General features: G+C 45.8%; 18 protein-coding genes and 1 riboswitch. Of the genes, 17 read left to right on the top strand and 1 reads right to left on the bottom strand.

Annotated features, from left to right (window positions below):
* The first annotated feature begins 34 nt into the window (after positions 1-34).
* The 14 genes from recA (at position 35) to Ga0451573_RS00700 (ending at position 13,840) form a co-directional block, all read left to right on the top strand.
* Positions 35-1,063 carry a recombinase RecA gene (gene recA, locus Ga0451573_RS00765; RefSeq protein WP_231681955.1) on the top strand — a complete coding sequence of 343 codons (1,029 nt, stop codon included), beginning with the start codon at positions 35-37 and terminating at the stop codon, positions 1,061-1,063.
* A gap of 1 nt (position 1,064) precedes the next feature.
* Positions 1,065-1,529, top strand: coding sequence for a regulatory protein RecX (locus Ga0451573_RS00760; protein WP_231681954.1), 465 nt, complete (start codon positions 1,065-1,067; stop codon positions 1,527-1,529).
* A gap of 408 nt (positions 1,530-1,937) precedes the next feature.
* The gene (gene rny / locus Ga0451573_RS00755; RefSeq protein ID WP_231682280.1) at positions 1,938-3,476 is read left to right on the top strand and encodes a ribonuclease Y; all 1,539 of its coding nucleotides are present in this window, start codon (positions 1,938-1,940) and stop codon (positions 3,474-3,476) included.
* Positions 3,477-3,636: 160 nt separating this feature from the next.
* On the top strand, positions 3,637-4,161 hold the full coding sequence (locus Ga0451573_RS00750; protein WP_231681953.1) for a hypothetical protein: 525 nt from the start codon (positions 3,637-3,639) through the stop codon (positions 4,159-4,161).
* A gap of 17 nt (positions 4,162-4,178) precedes the next feature.
* A complete protein-coding gene (locus Ga0451573_RS00745) occupies positions 4,179-4,958 on the top strand; it encodes a TIGR00282 family metallophosphoesterase (RefSeq protein ID WP_231681952.1) in 780 nt (259 codons plus the stop codon).
* A gap of 139 nt (positions 4,959-5,097) precedes the next feature.
* Positions 5,098-5,358: a stage V sporulation protein SpoVS gene (gene spoVS / locus Ga0451573_RS00740; RefSeq protein ID WP_041587715.1), complete on the top strand. Its 261-nt coding sequence runs from the start codon at positions 5,098-5,100 to the stop codon at positions 5,356-5,358.
* Between the two features lie 172 nt (positions 5,359-5,530).
* Positions 5,531-6,523, top strand: a complete 993-nt coding sequence (locus tag Ga0451573_RS00735; RefSeq protein ID WP_231681951.1) for a dipeptidase — start codon at positions 5,531-5,533, stop codon at positions 6,521-6,523.
* A 19-nt stretch (positions 6,524-6,542) separates the two neighbouring features.
* A complete protein-coding gene (locus tag Ga0451573_RS00730) occupies positions 6,543-7,709 on the top strand; it encodes an LL-diaminopimelate aminotransferase (protein ID WP_231681950.1) in 1,167 nt (388 codons plus the stop codon).
* A gap of 75 nt (positions 7,710-7,784) precedes the next feature.
* Positions 7,785-8,084 (top strand): translation initiation factor 2, encoded by a 300-nt coding sequence (locus Ga0451573_RS00725; protein ID WP_231681949.1) that lies wholly within the window; start codon positions 7,785-7,787, stop codon positions 8,082-8,084.
* A gap of 245 nt (positions 8,085-8,329) precedes the next feature.
* Positions 8,330-10,678, top strand: a complete 2,349-nt coding sequence (gene hypF, locus Ga0451573_RS00720; RefSeq protein ID WP_231681948.1) for a carbamoyltransferase HypF — start codon at positions 8,330-8,332, stop codon at positions 10,676-10,678.
* Positions 10,669-10,911 carry a HypC/HybG/HupF family hydrogenase formation chaperone gene (locus Ga0451573_RS00715; RefSeq protein WP_231681947.1) on the top strand — a complete coding sequence of 81 codons (243 nt, stop codon included), beginning with the start codon at positions 10,669-10,671 and terminating at the stop codon, positions 10,909-10,911. The genes hypF and Ga0451573_RS00715 overlap by 10 nt, the downstream gene beginning before the upstream one ends.
* A 25-nt stretch (positions 10,912-10,936) precedes the next feature.
* On the top strand, positions 10,937-12,040 hold the full coding sequence (gene hypD, locus Ga0451573_RS00710) for a hydrogenase formation protein HypD (RefSeq protein WP_231681946.1): 1,104 nt from the start codon (positions 10,937-10,939) through the stop codon (positions 12,038-12,040).
* Entirely contained in the window at positions 12,030-13,040 is a 1,011-nt protein-coding gene (gene hypE / locus Ga0451573_RS00705; protein WP_231681945.1) for a hydrogenase expression/formation protein HypE, read from the top strand. Before hypD ends, hypE begins: the two co-directional genes overlap by 11 nt.
* A 368-nt stretch (positions 13,041-13,408) precedes the next feature.
* Positions 13,409-13,840, top strand: coding sequence for a DUF3842 family protein (locus Ga0451573_RS00700; protein WP_231681944.1), 432 nt, complete (start codon positions 13,409-13,411; stop codon positions 13,838-13,840).
* Here Ga0451573_RS00700 and Ga0451573_RS00695 read toward each other — a convergent pair.
* Positions 13,827-14,294, bottom strand: a complete 468-nt coding sequence (locus Ga0451573_RS00695; RefSeq protein ID WP_231681943.1) for a NapC/NirT family cytochrome c — start codon at positions 14,292-14,294, stop codon at positions 13,827-13,829. The two genes, Ga0451573_RS00700 and Ga0451573_RS00695, sit on opposite strands and share 14 nt — an antisense overlap.
* A 145-nt stretch (positions 14,295-14,439) precedes the next feature.
* A riboswitch (cobalamin riboswitch) is annotated at positions 14,440-14,611 on the top strand.
* Positions 14,612-14,751: 140 nt separating this feature from the next.
* Here Ga0451573_RS00695 and cobU point away from each other — a divergent pair.
* Genes cobU through cbiB form a run of 3 tightly spaced genes read left to right on the top strand, consistent with a single transcriptional unit; the run spans position 14,752 to position 17,858 of the window.
* The gene (gene cobU, locus Ga0451573_RS00690; protein ID WP_231681942.1) at positions 14,752-15,333 is read left to right on the top strand and encodes a bifunctional adenosylcobinamide kinase/adenosylcobinamide-phosphate guanylyltransferase; all 582 of its coding nucleotides are present in this window, start codon (positions 14,752-14,754) and stop codon (positions 15,331-15,333) included.
* Positions 15,323-16,894 carry a cobyric acid synthase gene (locus tag Ga0451573_RS00685; protein WP_231682279.1) on the top strand — a complete coding sequence of 524 codons (1,572 nt, stop codon included), beginning with the start codon at positions 15,323-15,325 and terminating at the stop codon, positions 16,892-16,894. The genes cobU and Ga0451573_RS00685 overlap by 11 nt, the downstream gene beginning before the upstream one ends.
* 1 nt (position 16,895) lies before the next feature.
* Positions 16,896-17,858 carry an adenosylcobinamide-phosphate synthase CbiB gene (cbiB, locus tag Ga0451573_RS00680; protein WP_231681941.1) on the top strand — a complete coding sequence of 321 codons (963 nt, stop codon included), beginning with the start codon at positions 16,896-16,898 and terminating at the stop codon, positions 17,856-17,858.
* Positions 17,859-17,860 lie beyond the last annotated feature (2 nt).

Below are 17,860 nucleotides of genomic sequence, written 5' to 3'. Positions count from 1 at the left end.
AAGAAACCGAACACATGTTTGAGGAGGGTATTTTATGTCAGATAAAGTTAAGGCTTTGGAAATGGCTTTAAACCAGATAGAAAAGCAGTTTGGTAAGGGTTCCATAATGAAACTGGGTGAAGCTGCGGCCAAGATGAATGTTGAAGTGATTCCCACAGGCGCAATAAGCCTGGATATTGCATTGGGAGTAGGCGGGATTCCGCGGGGAAGAGTTGTGGAAATCTATGGGCCGGAATCATCAGGTAAAACAACCGTAGCTTTGCACATCCTTGCTGAAGCCCAGAAAATGGGTGGGACTGCGGCATTTATAGATGCCGAGCATGCTCTTGACCCCGTTTATGCCCGGAGACTGGGAGTTGATATAGATAATTTACTGATATCTCAGCCTGATACCGGGGAACAGGCTCTTGAAATTGCAGAGGCCCTTGTCAGAAGCGGGGCAGTTGATGTTATTGTAGTTGATTCGGTTGCCGCCCTTGTTCCCAGGGCTGAAATCGAGGGAGAAATGGGTGATTCCCATGTGGGACTGCAGGCCAGATTGATGTCACAAGCCCTCAGAAAACTGACGGGAGCGATATCCAAATCCCATACAGTGGCTATTTTTATTAACCAGATCAGGGAAAAAGTAGGGGTCATGTTTGGAAACCCCGAAGTAACCCCAGGAGGCAGGGCACTGAAATTTTATGCCTCTGTGAGGCTTGAAATCAGGAAAACCGAAACCCTGAAACACGGGGCAGATATTGTCGGTGTGCGCACCAAAGCCAAAGTTGTTAAAAACAAGGTAGCGCCTCCCTTTAAACAGGCTGATTTTGACATCATGTATGGTGAGGGCATTTCAAGAGAGGGATGTATTATTGATATTGCCACAGAAATGAAAATAATCGAAAAAAGCGGTGCCTGGTACTCTTATAATGGGGAACGCCTTGGTCAGGGAAGAGAAAATGTTAAGGAATTCTTCAAAGAAAATACTGCTGTGGCCACAGAAATTGAAACCAAGATAAGAGAAGTCATAAATCCTGCTGCAGCAGCCGATAACCAGGTTAGTGCCACCAACGAAAAGTAGTATGCCTGCTGACCGTGAAAAAAAGGCACATGCCAAGGACGATGCCCTTAATTATATTTCATACAGACCGAGGTCAGCTTGGGAAGTACGGAAGAAACTTTTTGAAAAAGGATATGAAAGTGAAATTGTTTCCGAAGTGATTGGTTTTCTCGAAGAATACAGGTTTATTGATGATCTGGAATTCTCCCGGATGTGGCTGCGCAGCAGGACCAGGGACAAGCCTTCCGGGCGGCGTAAAATATCACATGAATTATTCCAGAAGGGGATTTCGCGTGATATCATCGAAGAGTGTCTTGCCGGTTACTCACCGGAACAGGAGGAAGAAATTGCCTGTCTTCTGGCAGAAAAGAAAATATCCCAGAAGGGATTTGAGTTAAAAAAAATAGAAGGTTTTCTTTTAAGAAGGGGATTTGACTACAATATAGTGAGAAAGGTTCTCTCAAAAATCTTAGAGAAAATTGGCTGATTTAAAGGCTGTGTTTCGCCGAAGGAAACAGTCCCGAGGCGCTTAGACAGGCCTTTTTACTGAAGATAAGCAGTAATTGTCAGTGTGAGAACGCTCAATGCTTGACATAACGGCCAAAAAAACTTAAAATTATACTTGGGAGAAACTAGAATAGGATTTAACTGCCATACATTTATGGTTTCTTATAGAGTAGAACTTTCCTCTTGTTTTTTTAAAAATAAAATATACTAAAACAATATATATGAGGCAGGTTTAAAATATAAGATGCTAACAGGAAGGTAAGCTGTTTTTACCGTACTTGATTGTTTATGGTAAGTAAAATCTCTTTCTGACCGGGTTTCTACTCGGTTTTTTGTTTGTTAAAAACAAAAAAATGACGACAAATAAAAAAATAGGAGGTGAACTAATATTACAGGGCAAACAATAATAATAGCAGTTGCTACAGGGTTTATTGCATTCATTGTTGGCTATTTTATCAGGAAATCACTGGCAGAGGCAAAGATATCATCAGCAGAAGAAGCCGCTAAAAAGATCAGGGAAGAAGCTGAAAAAGCCTCTGAAGCCAGAAAAAGGGAAGCGATTCTGGAAGCCAAGGAAGAAGTTCACAAGCTTCGCAGTGAGGTTGAGAAAGAACACCGCGAACGGAGAAACGAACTCCAGAGGACAGAACGCCGCCTGACTCAGAAGGAAGAGACTCTTGACAGAAAAATAGAATCAATTGAACGCAAAGAAGAAGGCCTGGGCCAAAAGGAAAATGAAATTGAAAAAGTAAGAACACAAATTAAGGAACTTCATGCAAAACAGCTTGCAGAGCTGGAACGACTGTCAGGACTTACTTCTGATGAAGCTCGGGAACTACTGCTGGCAAACATTGAGGATGAAATTCAGCATGAAGCAGCAATGTTGATTAAAGAAATTGAGTCAAAGGCCAAGGAAGAAGGAGAAAAGCGGGCCAGAGACATTATTTCACAGGCAATTCAGAGATGTGCTGCCGACCATGTGGCTGAGACAACAGTAACTGTTGTTGCACTGCCAAATGATGAAATGAAAGGCCGGATTATCGGTCGTGAGGGAAGAAATATCCGGACCCTGGAAACCCTTACAGGTATTGATTTAATTATTGATGATACTCCTGAAGCCGTTATTTTATCAGGCTTTGACCCGATTCGCCGTGAAGTTGCCAGAATAGCGCTTGAAAAATTAATCCTTGATGGAAGGATACATCCGGCCAGAATCGAGGAAATGGTGGAAAAAGCTCAGAAAGAAGTAGAAGTACAAATCAAGGAATCCGGTGAACAGGCAACTTTTGAAACAGGCGTACACGGTCTGCATCCTGAACTAATCAGACTTCTTGGCAGGCTCAGGTATCGTACAAGCTATGGTCAGAATGTTCTCAGACATTCGGTTGAGGTATCACAGCTTGCAGGTCTGATGGCTGGTGAACTTGGAGTTGATATTACTCTTGCCAAAAGGGCAGGTCTGCTTCATGATATAGGTAAATCCATTGATCACGAGACTGAAGGGCCTCATGTGACCATTGGAGCTGACCTGGCAAAGAAATACAAGGAGTCACCGGCAATAATAAATGCAGTTGGTGCACACCACGGTGATGAGGACGCTAAGACCATTGAGGCAGTACTGGTACAAGCGGCTGATGCCATTTCTGCAGCCAGACCGGGGGCTAGAAGAGAAACTCTGGAATCGTATATTAAACGTTTGGAGAAACTTGAAGCCATTACCAACTCCTTTGAAGGAGTTGAAAAGTCTTTTGCTATCCAAGCAGGGCGCGAGGTTCGGGTTATGGTTAAACCCGATAAGGTAGATGATTTATCTTCTGTCCGCCTGGTTAGGGATATTGCTAAAAGGATTGAAGAAGAGCTTGAATATCCCGGACAAATCAAGGTCATGGTAATCCGGGAAACTAGAGCAGTAGAATATGCGAAATAAGAAAACAGAGGGGTTGTCTCATTAGAGACATCCCCTTCTTAATTTTAACCTCACCACATATTGCCAGGGAAATATTTTTGTTTTGCAGGGGGTTATAGCAGGAAAAGCAGCTTGAGGTACAGAATCCTTTTAAATTGACTATTTTTGCGAGGTGACTTAAATGCAGCTACAATATAAGACTGCCCCCCAGGATGAGGTTTCAGACAGTATTGGACTTTTGATATCGATTTTAGTGCGTTACCCTGAATTGGGTACCATAAATTATGACCCTGAACTGCAGCAGCTACGGTTTACTTTTATTTTTTCGGGTGTATTAGATGAAGAAAAAATGGTTAATTTTAAAGACATGGTGGTTGCGAGTATTGAAGCATACAATTCTTTAGAGAATCGATCTCCACTGGTAACCGAGGTCAGGTTTAACCCATGTGAAGAGTTTACGATGCTGGAAATAATCAGAGATGTAGGCACAATGAGCCAGGAAGAATTATCAATGCTTATTGAACTGGTGCATTCTAATTTTAAAAAAGACCTCATTTTTGAAAAAAATGAATACCTTTTGGAAGAGGATCTCTTAATTCAAGAAGAGCTTATAGAACATATGCTTGAAAACATAAAGTTATCATTCCCCCAAAAAAACCTGATTGCTTTCAGGGAGGACGGCAGGGTGCTGGTATTCAATAAATAAATCGGAGGATAGATCCTTTGCGCATCTTAATGATTGGTGATATTTTCGGCCGACCGGGCAGGAAGGCTGTCAGGGAAAACCTGAGTTCAATTAAACAGGAACTTAAGCTGGACATGATCATTGCCAACGGAGAAAACGCATCCGGTGGAAATGGCATAACTCCCGCTACGGCCAATGAACTTTTTGATTATGGGATTGATGTCCTGACAATGGGCAACCACGTCTGGGATAAAAAAGAAATACTCGGACACATACAGAAAGAGCCAAGGATTATCAGGCCTGCCAATTATCCTCCGGGTACTCCGGGCAGAGGTTACGGTATATTTAATATTAACGGGGTCAATGTTGGAGTAATCAACTTATCAGGTCTGGTGTACCTTTTGAACCTTGATTGTCCCTTTAGGACTGTTGAACAGATTCTTAATGAAATAAATGATTTGACCAACATTATTATTGTGGATTTTCACGCGGAAGCCACCTCGGAGAAAATTGCCCTCGGATGGTATCTGGATGGTAAGGTCACTGCAGTAGCCGGTACACATACACATGTGCAGACTGCTGATGAAAGGATACTTCCAGGGGGGACAGCATATATCACAGATCTTGGCATGACAGGACCTCTTAATTCGATAATAGGAGTCAAAATAGATATTGCCCTAAAGAAGTTTATCACACAAATGCCTGTAAGGTTTGAGTCTGCTGACGGCCCCTTCCAGTTCAATGCAGTTGTTATTGAAGTTGATGAGGATACAGGCAGTGCAGTAAGCATTAACAGGGTATTCAATATTGAGTACTAAAGATGTAATTATATGAAATTTTTAAATAAGTCTGAAATATTTACTTGAGAAAAAGAGGAATTTTTAGTTAATTATCGAATATATTCGTTTATAAAGGATACGGCTAAAATTGATGCGTTCAAATAAGGAGGTTTTGATCATGGAAGTATTGAAGGTTTCAGCAAAATCCAACCCAAATTCAGTAGCAGGTGCTCTTGCCGGTGTTCTTCGGGAACGCGGCGGGGCAGAAATTCAAGCAATCGGCGCCGGCGCTTTAAACCAAGCTGTTAAAGCTGTAGCTATTGCCAGAGGATTCGTAGCACCTAGCGGAGTTGACCTCATTTGTATCCCTGCTTTTACTGACATTATCATTGATGGCGAAGAACGGACAGCAATTAAGCTTATTGTGGAGCCCAGGTAATTGGGATTATGGTAAGGCCAGGTAATTGATGGTTGTGCTGGGAACTAAGATTTCTAATACAAATCTATAAGTGAGACCCATAACCTGTTTGTTCAGTAGAATAAACAGGTTTTTCCATCATATATTGTCATAATAGAAGGTAATCAAACTAAAGAAACGCAAAAGGACTGATATGATGGTAAAGAAGAGTATTTCTGCAGATGCCCTGAACCTGCACCGGAAGTTAACTGTAGTTGACTGCCATTGTGACACCATTCTTCAGGTGGCCAGGGGAAAGGCTAAACTTGGACAATATAACCAAGCAGCACACATAGACATTCCTAAACTCCAGGAAGGCGGCACCAGAGTACAGTTTTTTGCCTTGTTCATTGAAACTGTCTTTAAACCGCAGCGCGCGCTGTCCAGGACACTGCAGCTAATTGATACCTTTGATGCGGAAATTGACTCCTGCAGCCATGTTTTATCTCAGGGACAGAATATGAAACAAATTAAAAGGGAATTGAAAAACGGTAAAATAGTTGCGGTAATGGGAATTGAAGGCGGGGAAGCCTTAAATGGTGATATTTCGGCATTAAGAATATTCTACAAGCTTGGAGTACGTTTCCTTGGACTGACGTGGAACCAGAGAAATGACATAGCTGACGGGGTTGCAGAAAAAATCACCGGTGGAGGGCTGACCTGTTTCGGACGCAATGTTGTCCAGGAAATGAACAGGCTGGGAATGATAGTTGACCTGGCTCATGTATCTGAAGCCGGTTTTTGGGATGTCCTGGAAATATCAAAGTTTCCGGTTATGGTATCACATGCCAACTGCCATAGTCTGTGCCATCACCCCAGGAATCTAAATGATGATCAGATTAAGGCTTTGGCGGAGACTAAGGGCATTTTCGGATTAAGCTTTGTTCCTGAGTTCCTTGGCAAAGGAAAAACCGGTATAAGTGACCTTTTGGACCATATCGACCATGTTGCCGGGCTGGCAGGAACAGATGTAATTGCCTTAGGTTCGGACTTTGACGGGATAGAAGAAACTCCTGCAGGCCTTAATGACTGCTGCTGTTATCCGTCAATTACTGCAGGGTTATTGGACCGCGGCTACACTGAAAAAGAGATTAAAGGAATCATGGGAGAAAACATGCTTAGATTTATGAAGAAAACTTTGAATTGATTAATAGGGGGAAACTTACTTGAAGACATCAAACAGGCTTGAAGGACTGAAGTCAGCAGTATTTGCTGAGCTTGACGAAATTAAGGAAGAAGTCGCCGCCGGGGGTTTATCTATCATTGACCTGAGTATCGGCAGCCCGGACATGCCGCCTATGCCGCACATATTTCATGCACTTCAGGAGGCCATTGATGATCTTGATAATTACGGGTATCCATCATCAAGAGGAACCCGGGATCTTAGGGAAACTATCTCCTGGTGGTATGGGCAGAGATTCGGGGTTCAGCTGGACCCGGAAACTGAGGTGCTGGTTTTGATGGGCTCCCAGGACGGGCTGGGACACATGCCTCTCTGTCTGCTTGATCCTGGTGATATTGCGCTGGTGCCAGACCCGGGATATCCTATTTACACTGCTGGAGTTATCCTGGCCGGGGGTGAGGTTTACCATATGCCCCTCAAGAAGGAGAATCAATATCTTCCTGACTTTGAGAAGATACCCGAAGATATTGCCAAAAGGGCTAATATGATGATTTTGAATTATCCTAACAATCCGGTAGCCGCTGTCGCTGACTCAGTCTTTTTTGACCGGGTGGTTGAGTTTGCCTCCAGGTATGATATTGTGGTCTGCCATGATGTTGCGTACTCAGAACTATCTTTTGACGGTTACAGGCCGCCAAGTTTCCTGGAATCGGAAGGCGCCATCAAAGTAGGCGTAGAGTTCCACTCGGTATCCAAAACCTATAACATGGCCGGGTGCAGGCTTGGCTTTGTGGTGGGCAACAGTGAAGTGATTGAAGCGCTGACAAGGGTGAAATCAAATATTGATTATGGTGTCTTTTTGCCCATCCAGATGGCTGGAATTACCGCATTGCGGGGCCCGCAGGATATCATTCGGCGGAATGCCGCCGCTTACAAAGCCAGAAGAGATATCCTGATTGACGGCCTGGCTAAAATCGGCTGGGTTATGGACAAGCCTCAGGCTACTATGTTTGTTTGGGCCCCGCTGCCAAAGGGATATACCTCCTCTGAAAAGTTCGCTGAAGATATCTTGCGCCAAACCGGTGTCGCTGTGGTCCCAGGAGTTGCCTTTGGCAGGCAGGGAGAGGGCTATGTTCGGATTGCCCTGGTCCAGGATAATGCGATAATTCAAGAAGCCGTAAGGCGCATTAGTGACAGATTCAGCTTCTGAACCGGTTCCTTCAATGTCTAAACACCGCCTTCTCAGCATATACTATAACTAGAAGTATCTGGGAGGGGTTACCGAATGGGAAATGACCGCTCTAAACTGCTGGAAGACAGAATCAGGGAGTTGGAGGGTAAAATCGAACATCTCAGGTTTAGCCGGCGGGTATTAATGAACCTGATAGAAAGAATAGAAAAAGACAAGTGTGATATTTTAACGAAACTTGAAAAAGAAAACCGCAAACTGCAGAAGAATAACAGCAGATATGCGCAGACACTCTTGAACAAGAACAGACAGATTATTGAGATGGAAACAAAATTGCAGATTATGATAAAAAGTTACCCACAGATTTATCCACATAGAGTCAACAATTGTGAATAATCTGAAAATGCTGCAAAAATTATAAAATTTCGCGGGAAACAGGACGTAAAGTCCTGTTTTTTGCGCAGCATTCAACTGTGTTAATTGGTAATTGTAACAATATTTGCAGCAGAGGGACAAAGTGCCGAAATTGCACCTGCCATGGTAGGTATTGCTAAAACAAAGAATATACTGGTATAATCAAGTTAAGCCCTAAGCGGAATAAGACAGTATCCACAGAAAACAGAAAGGTCCGGGGTTGTCAATTGTCAATTGCGAGGTATTTAATTACAGTAAAGGGTATTGTTCAGGGGGTTGGTTTCCGGCCCTTCGTATATAGTCTTGCCAAATCACACTCCCTCAGGGGAGCAGTAAAGAACAATCCCAAAGGTGTCGACATTGATGTCGAAGGAGAGCTTGAATCAGTAAAGAAATTTGTCGATGAACTTAAGCAGAAGGCTCCACCGCTGGCGAGAATAGAAGAAATAGCTATACAGACGGCTGCGCCGGAGAGGTATGCGGAATTTATCATTAAAGATTCGGAATGCAATACAGATAAAGACCTAATGGTTGCTGTTGATTCCGCCATCTGTGAGGACTGTCTGCAGGAACTTTTTGACGGCAGCGACAGACGGTTTAGGTATCCCTTTATTAATTGTACCAACTGTGGACCCAGGTTTACCATTATTAAAGATGTGCCTTATGACAGGGAACTTACCACTATGAAGGCTTTTCCCATGTGTCCTGACTGTCTTCAGGAGTACCGTGATCCGGGCAGCCGGAGGTTTCATGCCCAGCCTAATGCGTGTGCGGCATGCGGCCCCAGGGTCAAGCTGCGGGACTCCTCAGGCGGGCTCATTGATAAAGCAAACCCGATACAGAGGGCTGCTGAACTCCTGAGCGAAAATAACATCATTGCTGTTAAAGGACTGGGCGGGTATCACCTGGCCTGTAATGCACTAAGCAAAGAAGCCGTTTCCAGCCTGAGAGAAAGGAAGGTCAGGGAAGAAAAGCCTTTTGCAGTCATGGTCAAAGATGCGTCTCAGGCCGGCCTGTACTGCCAGGTCAGCAAGGATGAACAACTGCTCCTGGAGTCAAGGGCGCGACCCATTGTACTCCTGCGCAAAAAAGATAGTTTGCTGGCTGAAGAGACAGCCCCTGGAAATGCGTTTCTCGGGGTGATGCTTCCATACACCCCGCTGCATTATCTGCTTTTTGAGTATATTGACTTTCCTCTGGTAATGACAAGCGGAAACCTGAGTGATGAACCAATCGCTTATGAAGATGAAGATGCTTTTTTACGGCTTGGCGAGATAGCGGAATACTTTCTCACCCACAACAGGGTGATCAGCCACCGCTGTGATGATTCGGTAACACGTATATATAGGGAAAATGAATATCCTCTGAGAAGGTCCAGGGGATATGCGCCTGCCCCTATTAAGATTTCTGATTCATTTGTACCGGTACTTGCCGTTGGCGGGGAACAGAAAAATACCTTCTGCCTTACCAGGGGCAGTTATGCCTTTGTTAGTCACCATATAGGGGATCTGGAGAACCTGGAGACACTAAGTGCATTTGAAAAGGAAATACAGCTATATAAAAGGCTTTTTAATATAGAACCGGAAATTGTTGCCTATGACTATCATCCGGAATACCTGTCAACCAAGTATGCCCTTGAACTGAAGGGGATTCCCCAAACCGGGGTGCAGCACCACCATGCCCATACAGCTGCCTGCATGGCGGAACACGGTTTACAGGGCAGTGTCATCGGAGTCTGCTTCGACGGGACGGGTTTTGGACCTGACGGTTCCATCTGGGGAGGAGAGTTTTTACTGGCCTCACTGACAAGCTTCAAGAGGATAGGGCATCTCAGATATGTTCCCATGCCCGGCGGCGCCAGGGCTGTCAAAGAACCTTGGCGGATGGCTGCAGGTTACCTGCACAGCATGTTAGGAAGCAGTTGGCGGGAAGTGCCCGGAATCAGTTTCCTTAAGGTAAAAAACGGGATGCTCCTGGATACTCTTGGTGATATGATGGATAAGTGGCTGAACTGTCCACCCACATCGAGTATGGGAAGGCTTTTTGATGCAGCGGCAGCCCTGTTGGGAATCAGACATGAAGTGAATTATGAAGGTCAGGCGGCTGTAGAAATGGAGCAGCTTGCTGTGCAATATTTATATCATTGGAAACACATGAAGAGTAATGAACATATAAAAGGTATTCAACTTATAAAACAGGAAATACCGGGTTATTCATTTGCCTTAGAGGAAAAATCGAACACTTGGGAAATTGATACCAGGAACCTGATAAATGATATTATCAAAGAAATGTCCGAAGGAGTTCCGCTGGGTGAAATAGCTTATAGATTTCACCTGACTGTCACAGAAATAGTTATCAACACCTGCAGGATGGCCAGAGATGTCTATGGAGAAAACCGGGTGACCTTGAGCGGCGGGGTTTTTCAAAACATGCTGCTTCTTGATATGGCCCATCGACGGCTTGCAGAAGACGGTTTTGAGGTCTTTATTCACCGTGTTGTTCCCGCAAATGACGGGGGAATCTCCCTGGGACAGGCGGTTATTGCCAGTGAGAGGAGGAAGGCGGGATGTGTTTAGCGGTACCGGCAAAAATTGTATCCCTGGCAGGGATGACTGCCGAAATTGAAACCGGAGGGGTGACTAAAATGGTTAGTATTGACCTCGTACCTGAGGCTAAGATCAATGATTATGTACTTGTTCATGCGGGGTTTGCCATCCAGATCATCGATGAGGAAGAGGCCCTAAAGACCCTTGAATTATTTAGAGAAATATTGGAGTATGAAGCTTCTGAAGGAGTTAACGGAGCATAAATATTCTAAAGGAGTATAAGGCAGTATGAAGTTTCTGAAGGAGTACCGTGATAACGATATTGCCCGTGTGATTATCAGCAAAATCAATGAGGTTTCCCGCAAACCTGCCAAACTTATGGAGGTCTGCGGTACCCATACTGTTGCTATTTTCAGGCACGGTATCAGGGAGGTGCTGCCCCAAAACATCTCACTGATATCAGGACCGGGATGTCCTGTCTGTGTTACTCCCAACAGGCATATTGATGAAGCTTTGGAAATCTGCCGTCAACCAGGAGTTATTCTGACCACCTTTGGTGACATGATGAAGGTTCCGGGGTCATCGTCCAGTTTAGCTGCAGAGAAAGCAGCAGGGGCAGATATCAGGATTGTATATTCCACTATGGATGCCGTTGACCTGGCCAGGGACAACCCTGATAAAGAAACGGTTTTTTTCGGCATCGGGTTTGAGACCACTTCACCAACTGTGGCCGCAGCCATTCTCAGGGCCGAAAGAGAAGGTATCGGTAATTTCTCGGTGGTTGGAGCCCAAAAGCTTATTCCACAGGCCATCAGGGCCTTACTGGAGAGTAATGAAATCGGAGTCAATGGCTTTATTCTTCCCGGTCACGTAAGTTCACTGATTGGAACCAAGCCTTATGGTTTTATTGCAGAGGAGTTCTTGATACCGGCATTGGTTATCGGGTTCGAACCCGTGGACATCCTCCAGGGGATTTATATGCTGGTCAGACAGATTGAAGAGGGGACAGCCAGGGTGGAAATCCAGTATAACAGGGGCGTGCCTCCTGAGGGTAATCCACATGCTATGAATATCCTCTTTAAGGTTTTTCAGCCCGCTGATGCTATCTGGCGGGGGATGGGCACTATTCCCGGAACGGGGCTTGCGTTTAGACCCGAATACAGACGGTTTGATGCAGTAAAGAAGTATGGCATCCGTATTCAGGAAGACAGGGACCTGCCGGGGTGCAGGTGCGGCGAGGTGCTCAGAGGGGTTATTACTCCTCCCGAATGCGGCCATTTTGGACGAACCTGTATTCCTGAAAACCCGGTAGGCCCATGTATGGTTTCGGTTGAGGGCACGTGTGCCGCTTATTATAAATACGGGAAAGGAGCATCCGGTGATGAGGCATGACAAAATACTTCTGGCCCATGGCAGCGGAGGGAAGCTATCTCACGAGCTGGTCACGGAACTTTTTTTGCCGGTTTTTGATAACCCGGAACTGAACAGGCTTGATGACCGGGCAGAGGTCCAGGCTGAGGGAGTCAGACTGGCCTTTACCACAGACTCCTTTGTTGTCAGTCCGCCTTTTTTCCCCGGAGGAGATATTGGTAAACTGGCAGTCTGCGGGACGGTAAATGACCTGGCCATGGGTGGTGCAAACCCGCTCTGGCTGAGCACAGGCTTTATAATTGAAGAGGGTTTTGCCATGGAAAAGCTCAATGCTATTGTGCTTTCCATGAAAAAGGCGGCAGATGAGGCCGGGGTGAAGATTGTCTGCGGAGATACCAAGGTCGTTGAACGAGGTTCTTTGGACCAGATATTTATTAACACCTCAGGAATTGGCACAGTGCCTGAAGGTGTCCATATATCAGGCAACCGGGCTAAACCCGGTGACAAGGTGATTATCAATGGTTTTATCGGTGACCATGGGATAGCGGTAATGGCGGAACGCCAGGGCCTGTCCTTCAGGAATCAGATAACAAGTGATTGTGCGCCCTTGAACACTTTGGTCGCTGCAATGCTGAAAGTATCCAAAGATATCCATGTCCTCAGGGACCCAACCAGGGGAGGAGTTGCCACAACCCTCAATGAGATTGCAGTTCAGAGTAATATGGGAATTGTGCTCGACGAGAAATCGCTGCCGGTCAGGGATGAGGTCATGGCTGCCTGTGAGATTCTGGGTTTTGACCCCTTGTATGTTGCCAATGAGGGCAAGGTTCTGGCCGTAGTGCCCAAGGATGTGGCCGAATCAGTGGTTAGCGCCATGAAAAAAGACAGGTATGGCATTGACAGCGTGATTATTGGCGAGGTTATCGCTGACCATCAGGGGAAAGTAGTCTTATCCACCGGAATCGGTGGCAAAAGAATAGTAGATATGCTGGTTGGAGAGCAGCTTCCCAGGATATGTTAGTTATTCCTGCTCAGGCTGACTCCGGGAAATGACCGGCAATGGCATATGGTGAGATGTTATACCTATTTTCCGCACTGCCGCCTGAGAAATCTATCCTTGTTCCTGGCGAAGCCAAAGACTAAACCGCCAATTCGGCTCCTGCCTCAGTGGCGGCTCCGCCATCCATGGCTCCGGTCTTTGGCTTCGCTTAGCGGAACTGCGGTAATATTTCTCACGGCGGCAGTGCAAGGAAAATCTTGTACAACACCTCACCATATTCCCCGGTCATTTCCGGAGCCAACGGTTGCAGGAATAAATAAAAAATATAAGGTACAAGCTTTGAATACAAAAGATATCTAAATCAAAGAACAGTTCTGAGGAGATACTTTATGAAAATTGCTGTGATTGACGGTCAGGGTGGCGGAATCGGTAAATATATAATTGAACGGTTCAGGAAGGAGTTCCCGGAAGAAATAGAAATTATCGCTTTTGGGACCAATGCCCTGGCAGCTGCGGCCATGCTTAGAGCGGGGGCTAATGAAGGCGCTTCGGGTGAAAATGCCATTATATACAATTCCGGGCGAGTTGACCTGATTGTGGGGCCCATTGGAATCATTATAGCCAATTCGTTTTTAGGCGAGGTTACTCCCGGAATTGCCGCAGCCTTAGCTTCCAGCAGCGCCCCCAAGATACTGCTGCCGGTAATCAGGGACCGTATCGAAATAGCCGGTTTTAACCCTGAACCCCTGCCCCACCTTACAGATGACTTGATGGACAGGGTCAGGAGGTATTTGCCCCCTGGCATGATTAATCCCGGTTAAACTTTTCTGCTGTGAATAAATTGGCCCCGTGTCCTGCTGCCCTATGGCATTCCAGGCATTTGCGGTCACTCTTGAGCCATTGGTAGTGTTTGGCATCAAGCCTTACAGTATCAGGGTAATTATGATAATCCCCCAGGTGGCAGGCAACACAGTTTTGTTCAAAAATCTGTCCTTCTATAATAATTGTGTGCTGACCGGTTAATTCTTGATAGAGATAGTTAAGGCCCCGGGATTTTGAATGGAGCTTACCCAGGAACCCCATTGGTTCGTGACAGTAAAGGCAATTAATGTCCTTGTGAGCAGACTGCCGCCATGACACCAGATACGGCTTTACATCATGGCAGGTACCGCAGAAGGAAGGAAAGGATGTAGCGTAATAGCCTGCCATGAACGCAGCATAAAGCAAAATAATCGTCACTGAAATGATTAGGGCGCCTTTTTTCCAGGAAAGCAATATTATTACCTCCAATAGTACACCAAACGGTAATTGAATTTGTTTTAAATATCAGCTAATACTAGTATTTCATTATTGAATAGGATTTTATGTTTAATATTTGCAGACAAGTCTGAAAAACTATGATATAATTGAAATCACAAAAAAATATTTGTAACTTCTGGGTTTTTTTTAAAATGGGAATCAGGTTAAGCCTGAGCGGTCTCCGCCACTGTAACCGGGGAGTGCCCTTACATGATGCCACTCGTTTGAAGGGGAAGGCGTAAGCGGCATGTTTATCCGGGAGCCAGGATACCAGCCTGGAAGTGACCATACAGTCCTTCGAGAGAAAGGATTATGGTTGTTTCACAGGGGTTTTATGCCTTGATAACCATGTCCTCAGTCGTTGACTGGGGATTTTGTTTTGTCATGACACATAATACTATCCCGGCAAATACATACTTATGGAGTGTGCTTAATGAGAGGAAAACTGATTTTTGTTACCGGAGGTATCAGAAGCGGGAAAAGTGAATTTGCCGAGCTGCTAACCTCTAAACTTGGTCATAGAGTTACATATATCGCCACAGCACAGGCGCTGGATGAGGAAATGCGGCATCGCATCAGGCTCCACCGGGAAAGAAGGCCTGACATCTGGCAAACGATTGAAGAACCATACCGGGTGACGGAAATTATCAGGGAAAAAAACCATGGTTCTGATGTTATTTTGCTAGACTGCCTGACTCTGCTTTTGAGTAACCTGATGTTTAAAAAGGAACAGGAAACCGGTGGGGATTTTAAAAAAGAGTTTCAAACGGAGATTCTCCGGGAAATAGGTTTTCTTGCCAAGGCAGCCGCAGAAACTGAGGCCCATGTTGTCATTGTCTCCAATGAGGTGGGCATGACACTGGTTTCAGATAATTTTCTCGGCAGGCAGTATCAGGAACTGGTGGGAAAAGCCAATCAGATTATTGCCGCGGAAGCTGATAAGGCATACCTGGTAGTTGCCGGACATCCCATTGATCTGAAAAAGGAAGGGGCAGCAGTAAATGATGAATTCTAAATGTATCATGTTTCAGGGGACTGGCTCACATGTTGGTAAAAGTGTTTTAGTGGCAGCCTTGGGAAGAATTTTTCTGCAGGACGGATACAAGGTGGCGCCTTTTAAATCACAGAATATGGCCCTCAATTCATATGTGACCAAAGACGGAGGCGAGATGGGCAGAGCTCAGGTAGTTCAGGCTGAAGCCTGCGGTCTGGCCCCGGATGTGGTCATGAACCCGGTCCTGCTAAAGCCGACCGGTCAGGCTACATCCCAGGTCATTGTCCTTGGCAGGCCGGTGGGAAACCTTTCTGCCAAGGAGTATCATGAAAGGTATAATATGACGGCACTTGATGTGGTTGAGAATTCCCTCAACAAACTTAGATCAGAATTTGACATTATTGTCATTGAGGGTGCAGGCAGTCCGGCTGAAGTCAACCTACAGGCAACAGAAATCGTGAATATGAGGATTGCCAGAATGGCTGACTGTCCTGTACTGCTGGTGGCTGACATAGACAAGGGGGGCGCCCTGGCTGCGGTTGTAGGCACTCTTGAACTCCTTGACCCTGACGACAGGGCCCGGGTAAAAGGGGTGGTAATAAACAAGTTCCGTGGTGATGTCAAACTGTTTTACCCTGCAGTGGAGTTCCTGGAGCAAAAAACAGGGATTCCGGTAGTGGGAATTATTCCGTATTTCCAGGGCTTCAAAGTTCAGGAGGAAGACACAATTCCGGAGGACACCATTAAGGAAGCGGACAGAGTCCTTGAGAACAAGCTGGATATAGTTGTGATTAACCTGCCCCATATTTCCAATTTTACTGATTTTGACTGCCTGGCGGATGAGCCTGATGTACAGCTCAGGTATGTGTCAAATGGTAATAAGCTGGGCAATCCTGATATGGTTATCATTCCGGGCAGTAAGAATACCATCCACGACCTGGCGTTCCTTCAAAAATCCGGATTGTTTGCTCAGATTATTGCCCAGGAAAAGAGAGGGATACCCATTGTGGGCGTTTGTGGAGGGTTCCAGATACTGGGTACTGAGCTTCATGACCCGCTGCACACTGAGTCAGATATTGACAGCATGAAGGGTCTGGGGCTGTTAAATATGATAACAACTTTTGATCCTGATAAGATCACCACTCAGGTTCATGCGAAGATTGTAGGAAAAGGTCTCTTTTTTGATGGGATGCAGGGACAGGAGGTAACCGGGTACGAAATCCACATGGGACGTTCCGAGATTGGAGAAGGTGTGATACCTGCATTCCGGATATTTGAAAGGTCTACCAGGGAAGTCGATATCCTTGATGGAGCAATCCGCTCAGATGGCATGGTTTTCGGAACATATATCCATGGGATATTTGATAATGATTCCTTCCGCAGACACATCCTTGACCTGCTCAGAAAGCAGAAGGGCTGGGAGCCGCTGGAAGCCAGCGAAATAATGACAGTTTACCAGCAGCGTGAAAAGGACTTTAATAAGCTGGCTGAGGTGGTCAGGGGCAGTATGGATATGGATAAGGTATATGAAATTATGGGATTAAACGATAAATCAGGCCAGCAGGAGCAAGGAGCGGTCTAAGATGATACAAATAGCAGCCGCCTATGTGGTTGACCTGATAATAGGCGACCCCAGGCAGATTCCGCACCCGGTGGTGCTGATCGGAAAAATGATAGATGCCCTGGAGAGACAGCTCCGGAGATGGGCAGCCCCCGTGGTCGGCCTGAAAGTATCGGGTATGCTGCTTACTGCCATTACAGTGCTGGCAACATACCTGATAATGTGGGGAATTATTGCCGGAGCCTATATCATAAACCACTGGCTGGGTCTGTTCACCAGTATCTGGTTCCTGAGCACAACCATTGCGGTAAAAGGGCTGGGCAGCGCCGCTATGGAAATATACACACTGCTTAAAACAGGCAATTTGTCTGAGGCGCGAAAAAAGGTTGGCTGGATTGTCGGCCGCGATACCCAGAATCTTGATGAAGGCGAAATTTCCCGCGCAACTGTGGAGACCGTTGCTGAAAACATTGTTGATGGCATTATTGCACCGCTGTTTTACGGATTTATTGGCGGAGCTCCGTTGGCAATGGCCTATAAGGCGGTTAATACCCTTGACTCCATGGTAGGGTATAAAAATGATAAATACAAGGAACTCGGGTGGGCCTCAGCCAGGTTTGACGACCTCTGCAATTATATCCCTGCAAGGCTGACCGGGATATTTCTTATAATGGCCTTTCTATTAACCGGAAAGCCGGTAAATAAAGCCCTCAGGGTCATTGCCAGGGACTCCTCGGGTCACCCGAGCCCAAATAGCGGTATCCCTGAAGCCGCTGTAGCCGGGGCGTTAGGTATTCGCCTGGGCGGGGTCAACTATTACGGGGGGATTGAGTCTTTCCGGGCATACATGGGAGACCCGGAAATAGGTCTGGGGAAGACCCATATTCTGGATACAGTAAAAATAATGCATCTTACTTCTCTGATTACAGTACTAACCGGCAGCCTTGCCGTTTATGCAGTGCAGTGGCTGACTGCCGGATTATAATA

Source organism: Phosphitispora fastidiosa, from assembly GCF_019008365.1.
Taxonomy (GTDB): domain Bacteria; phylum Bacillota; class Thermincolia; order Thermincolales; family UBA2595; genus Phosphitispora; species Phosphitispora fastidiosa.
This window is presented reverse-complemented; position numbering and strand designations above follow the sequence as displayed.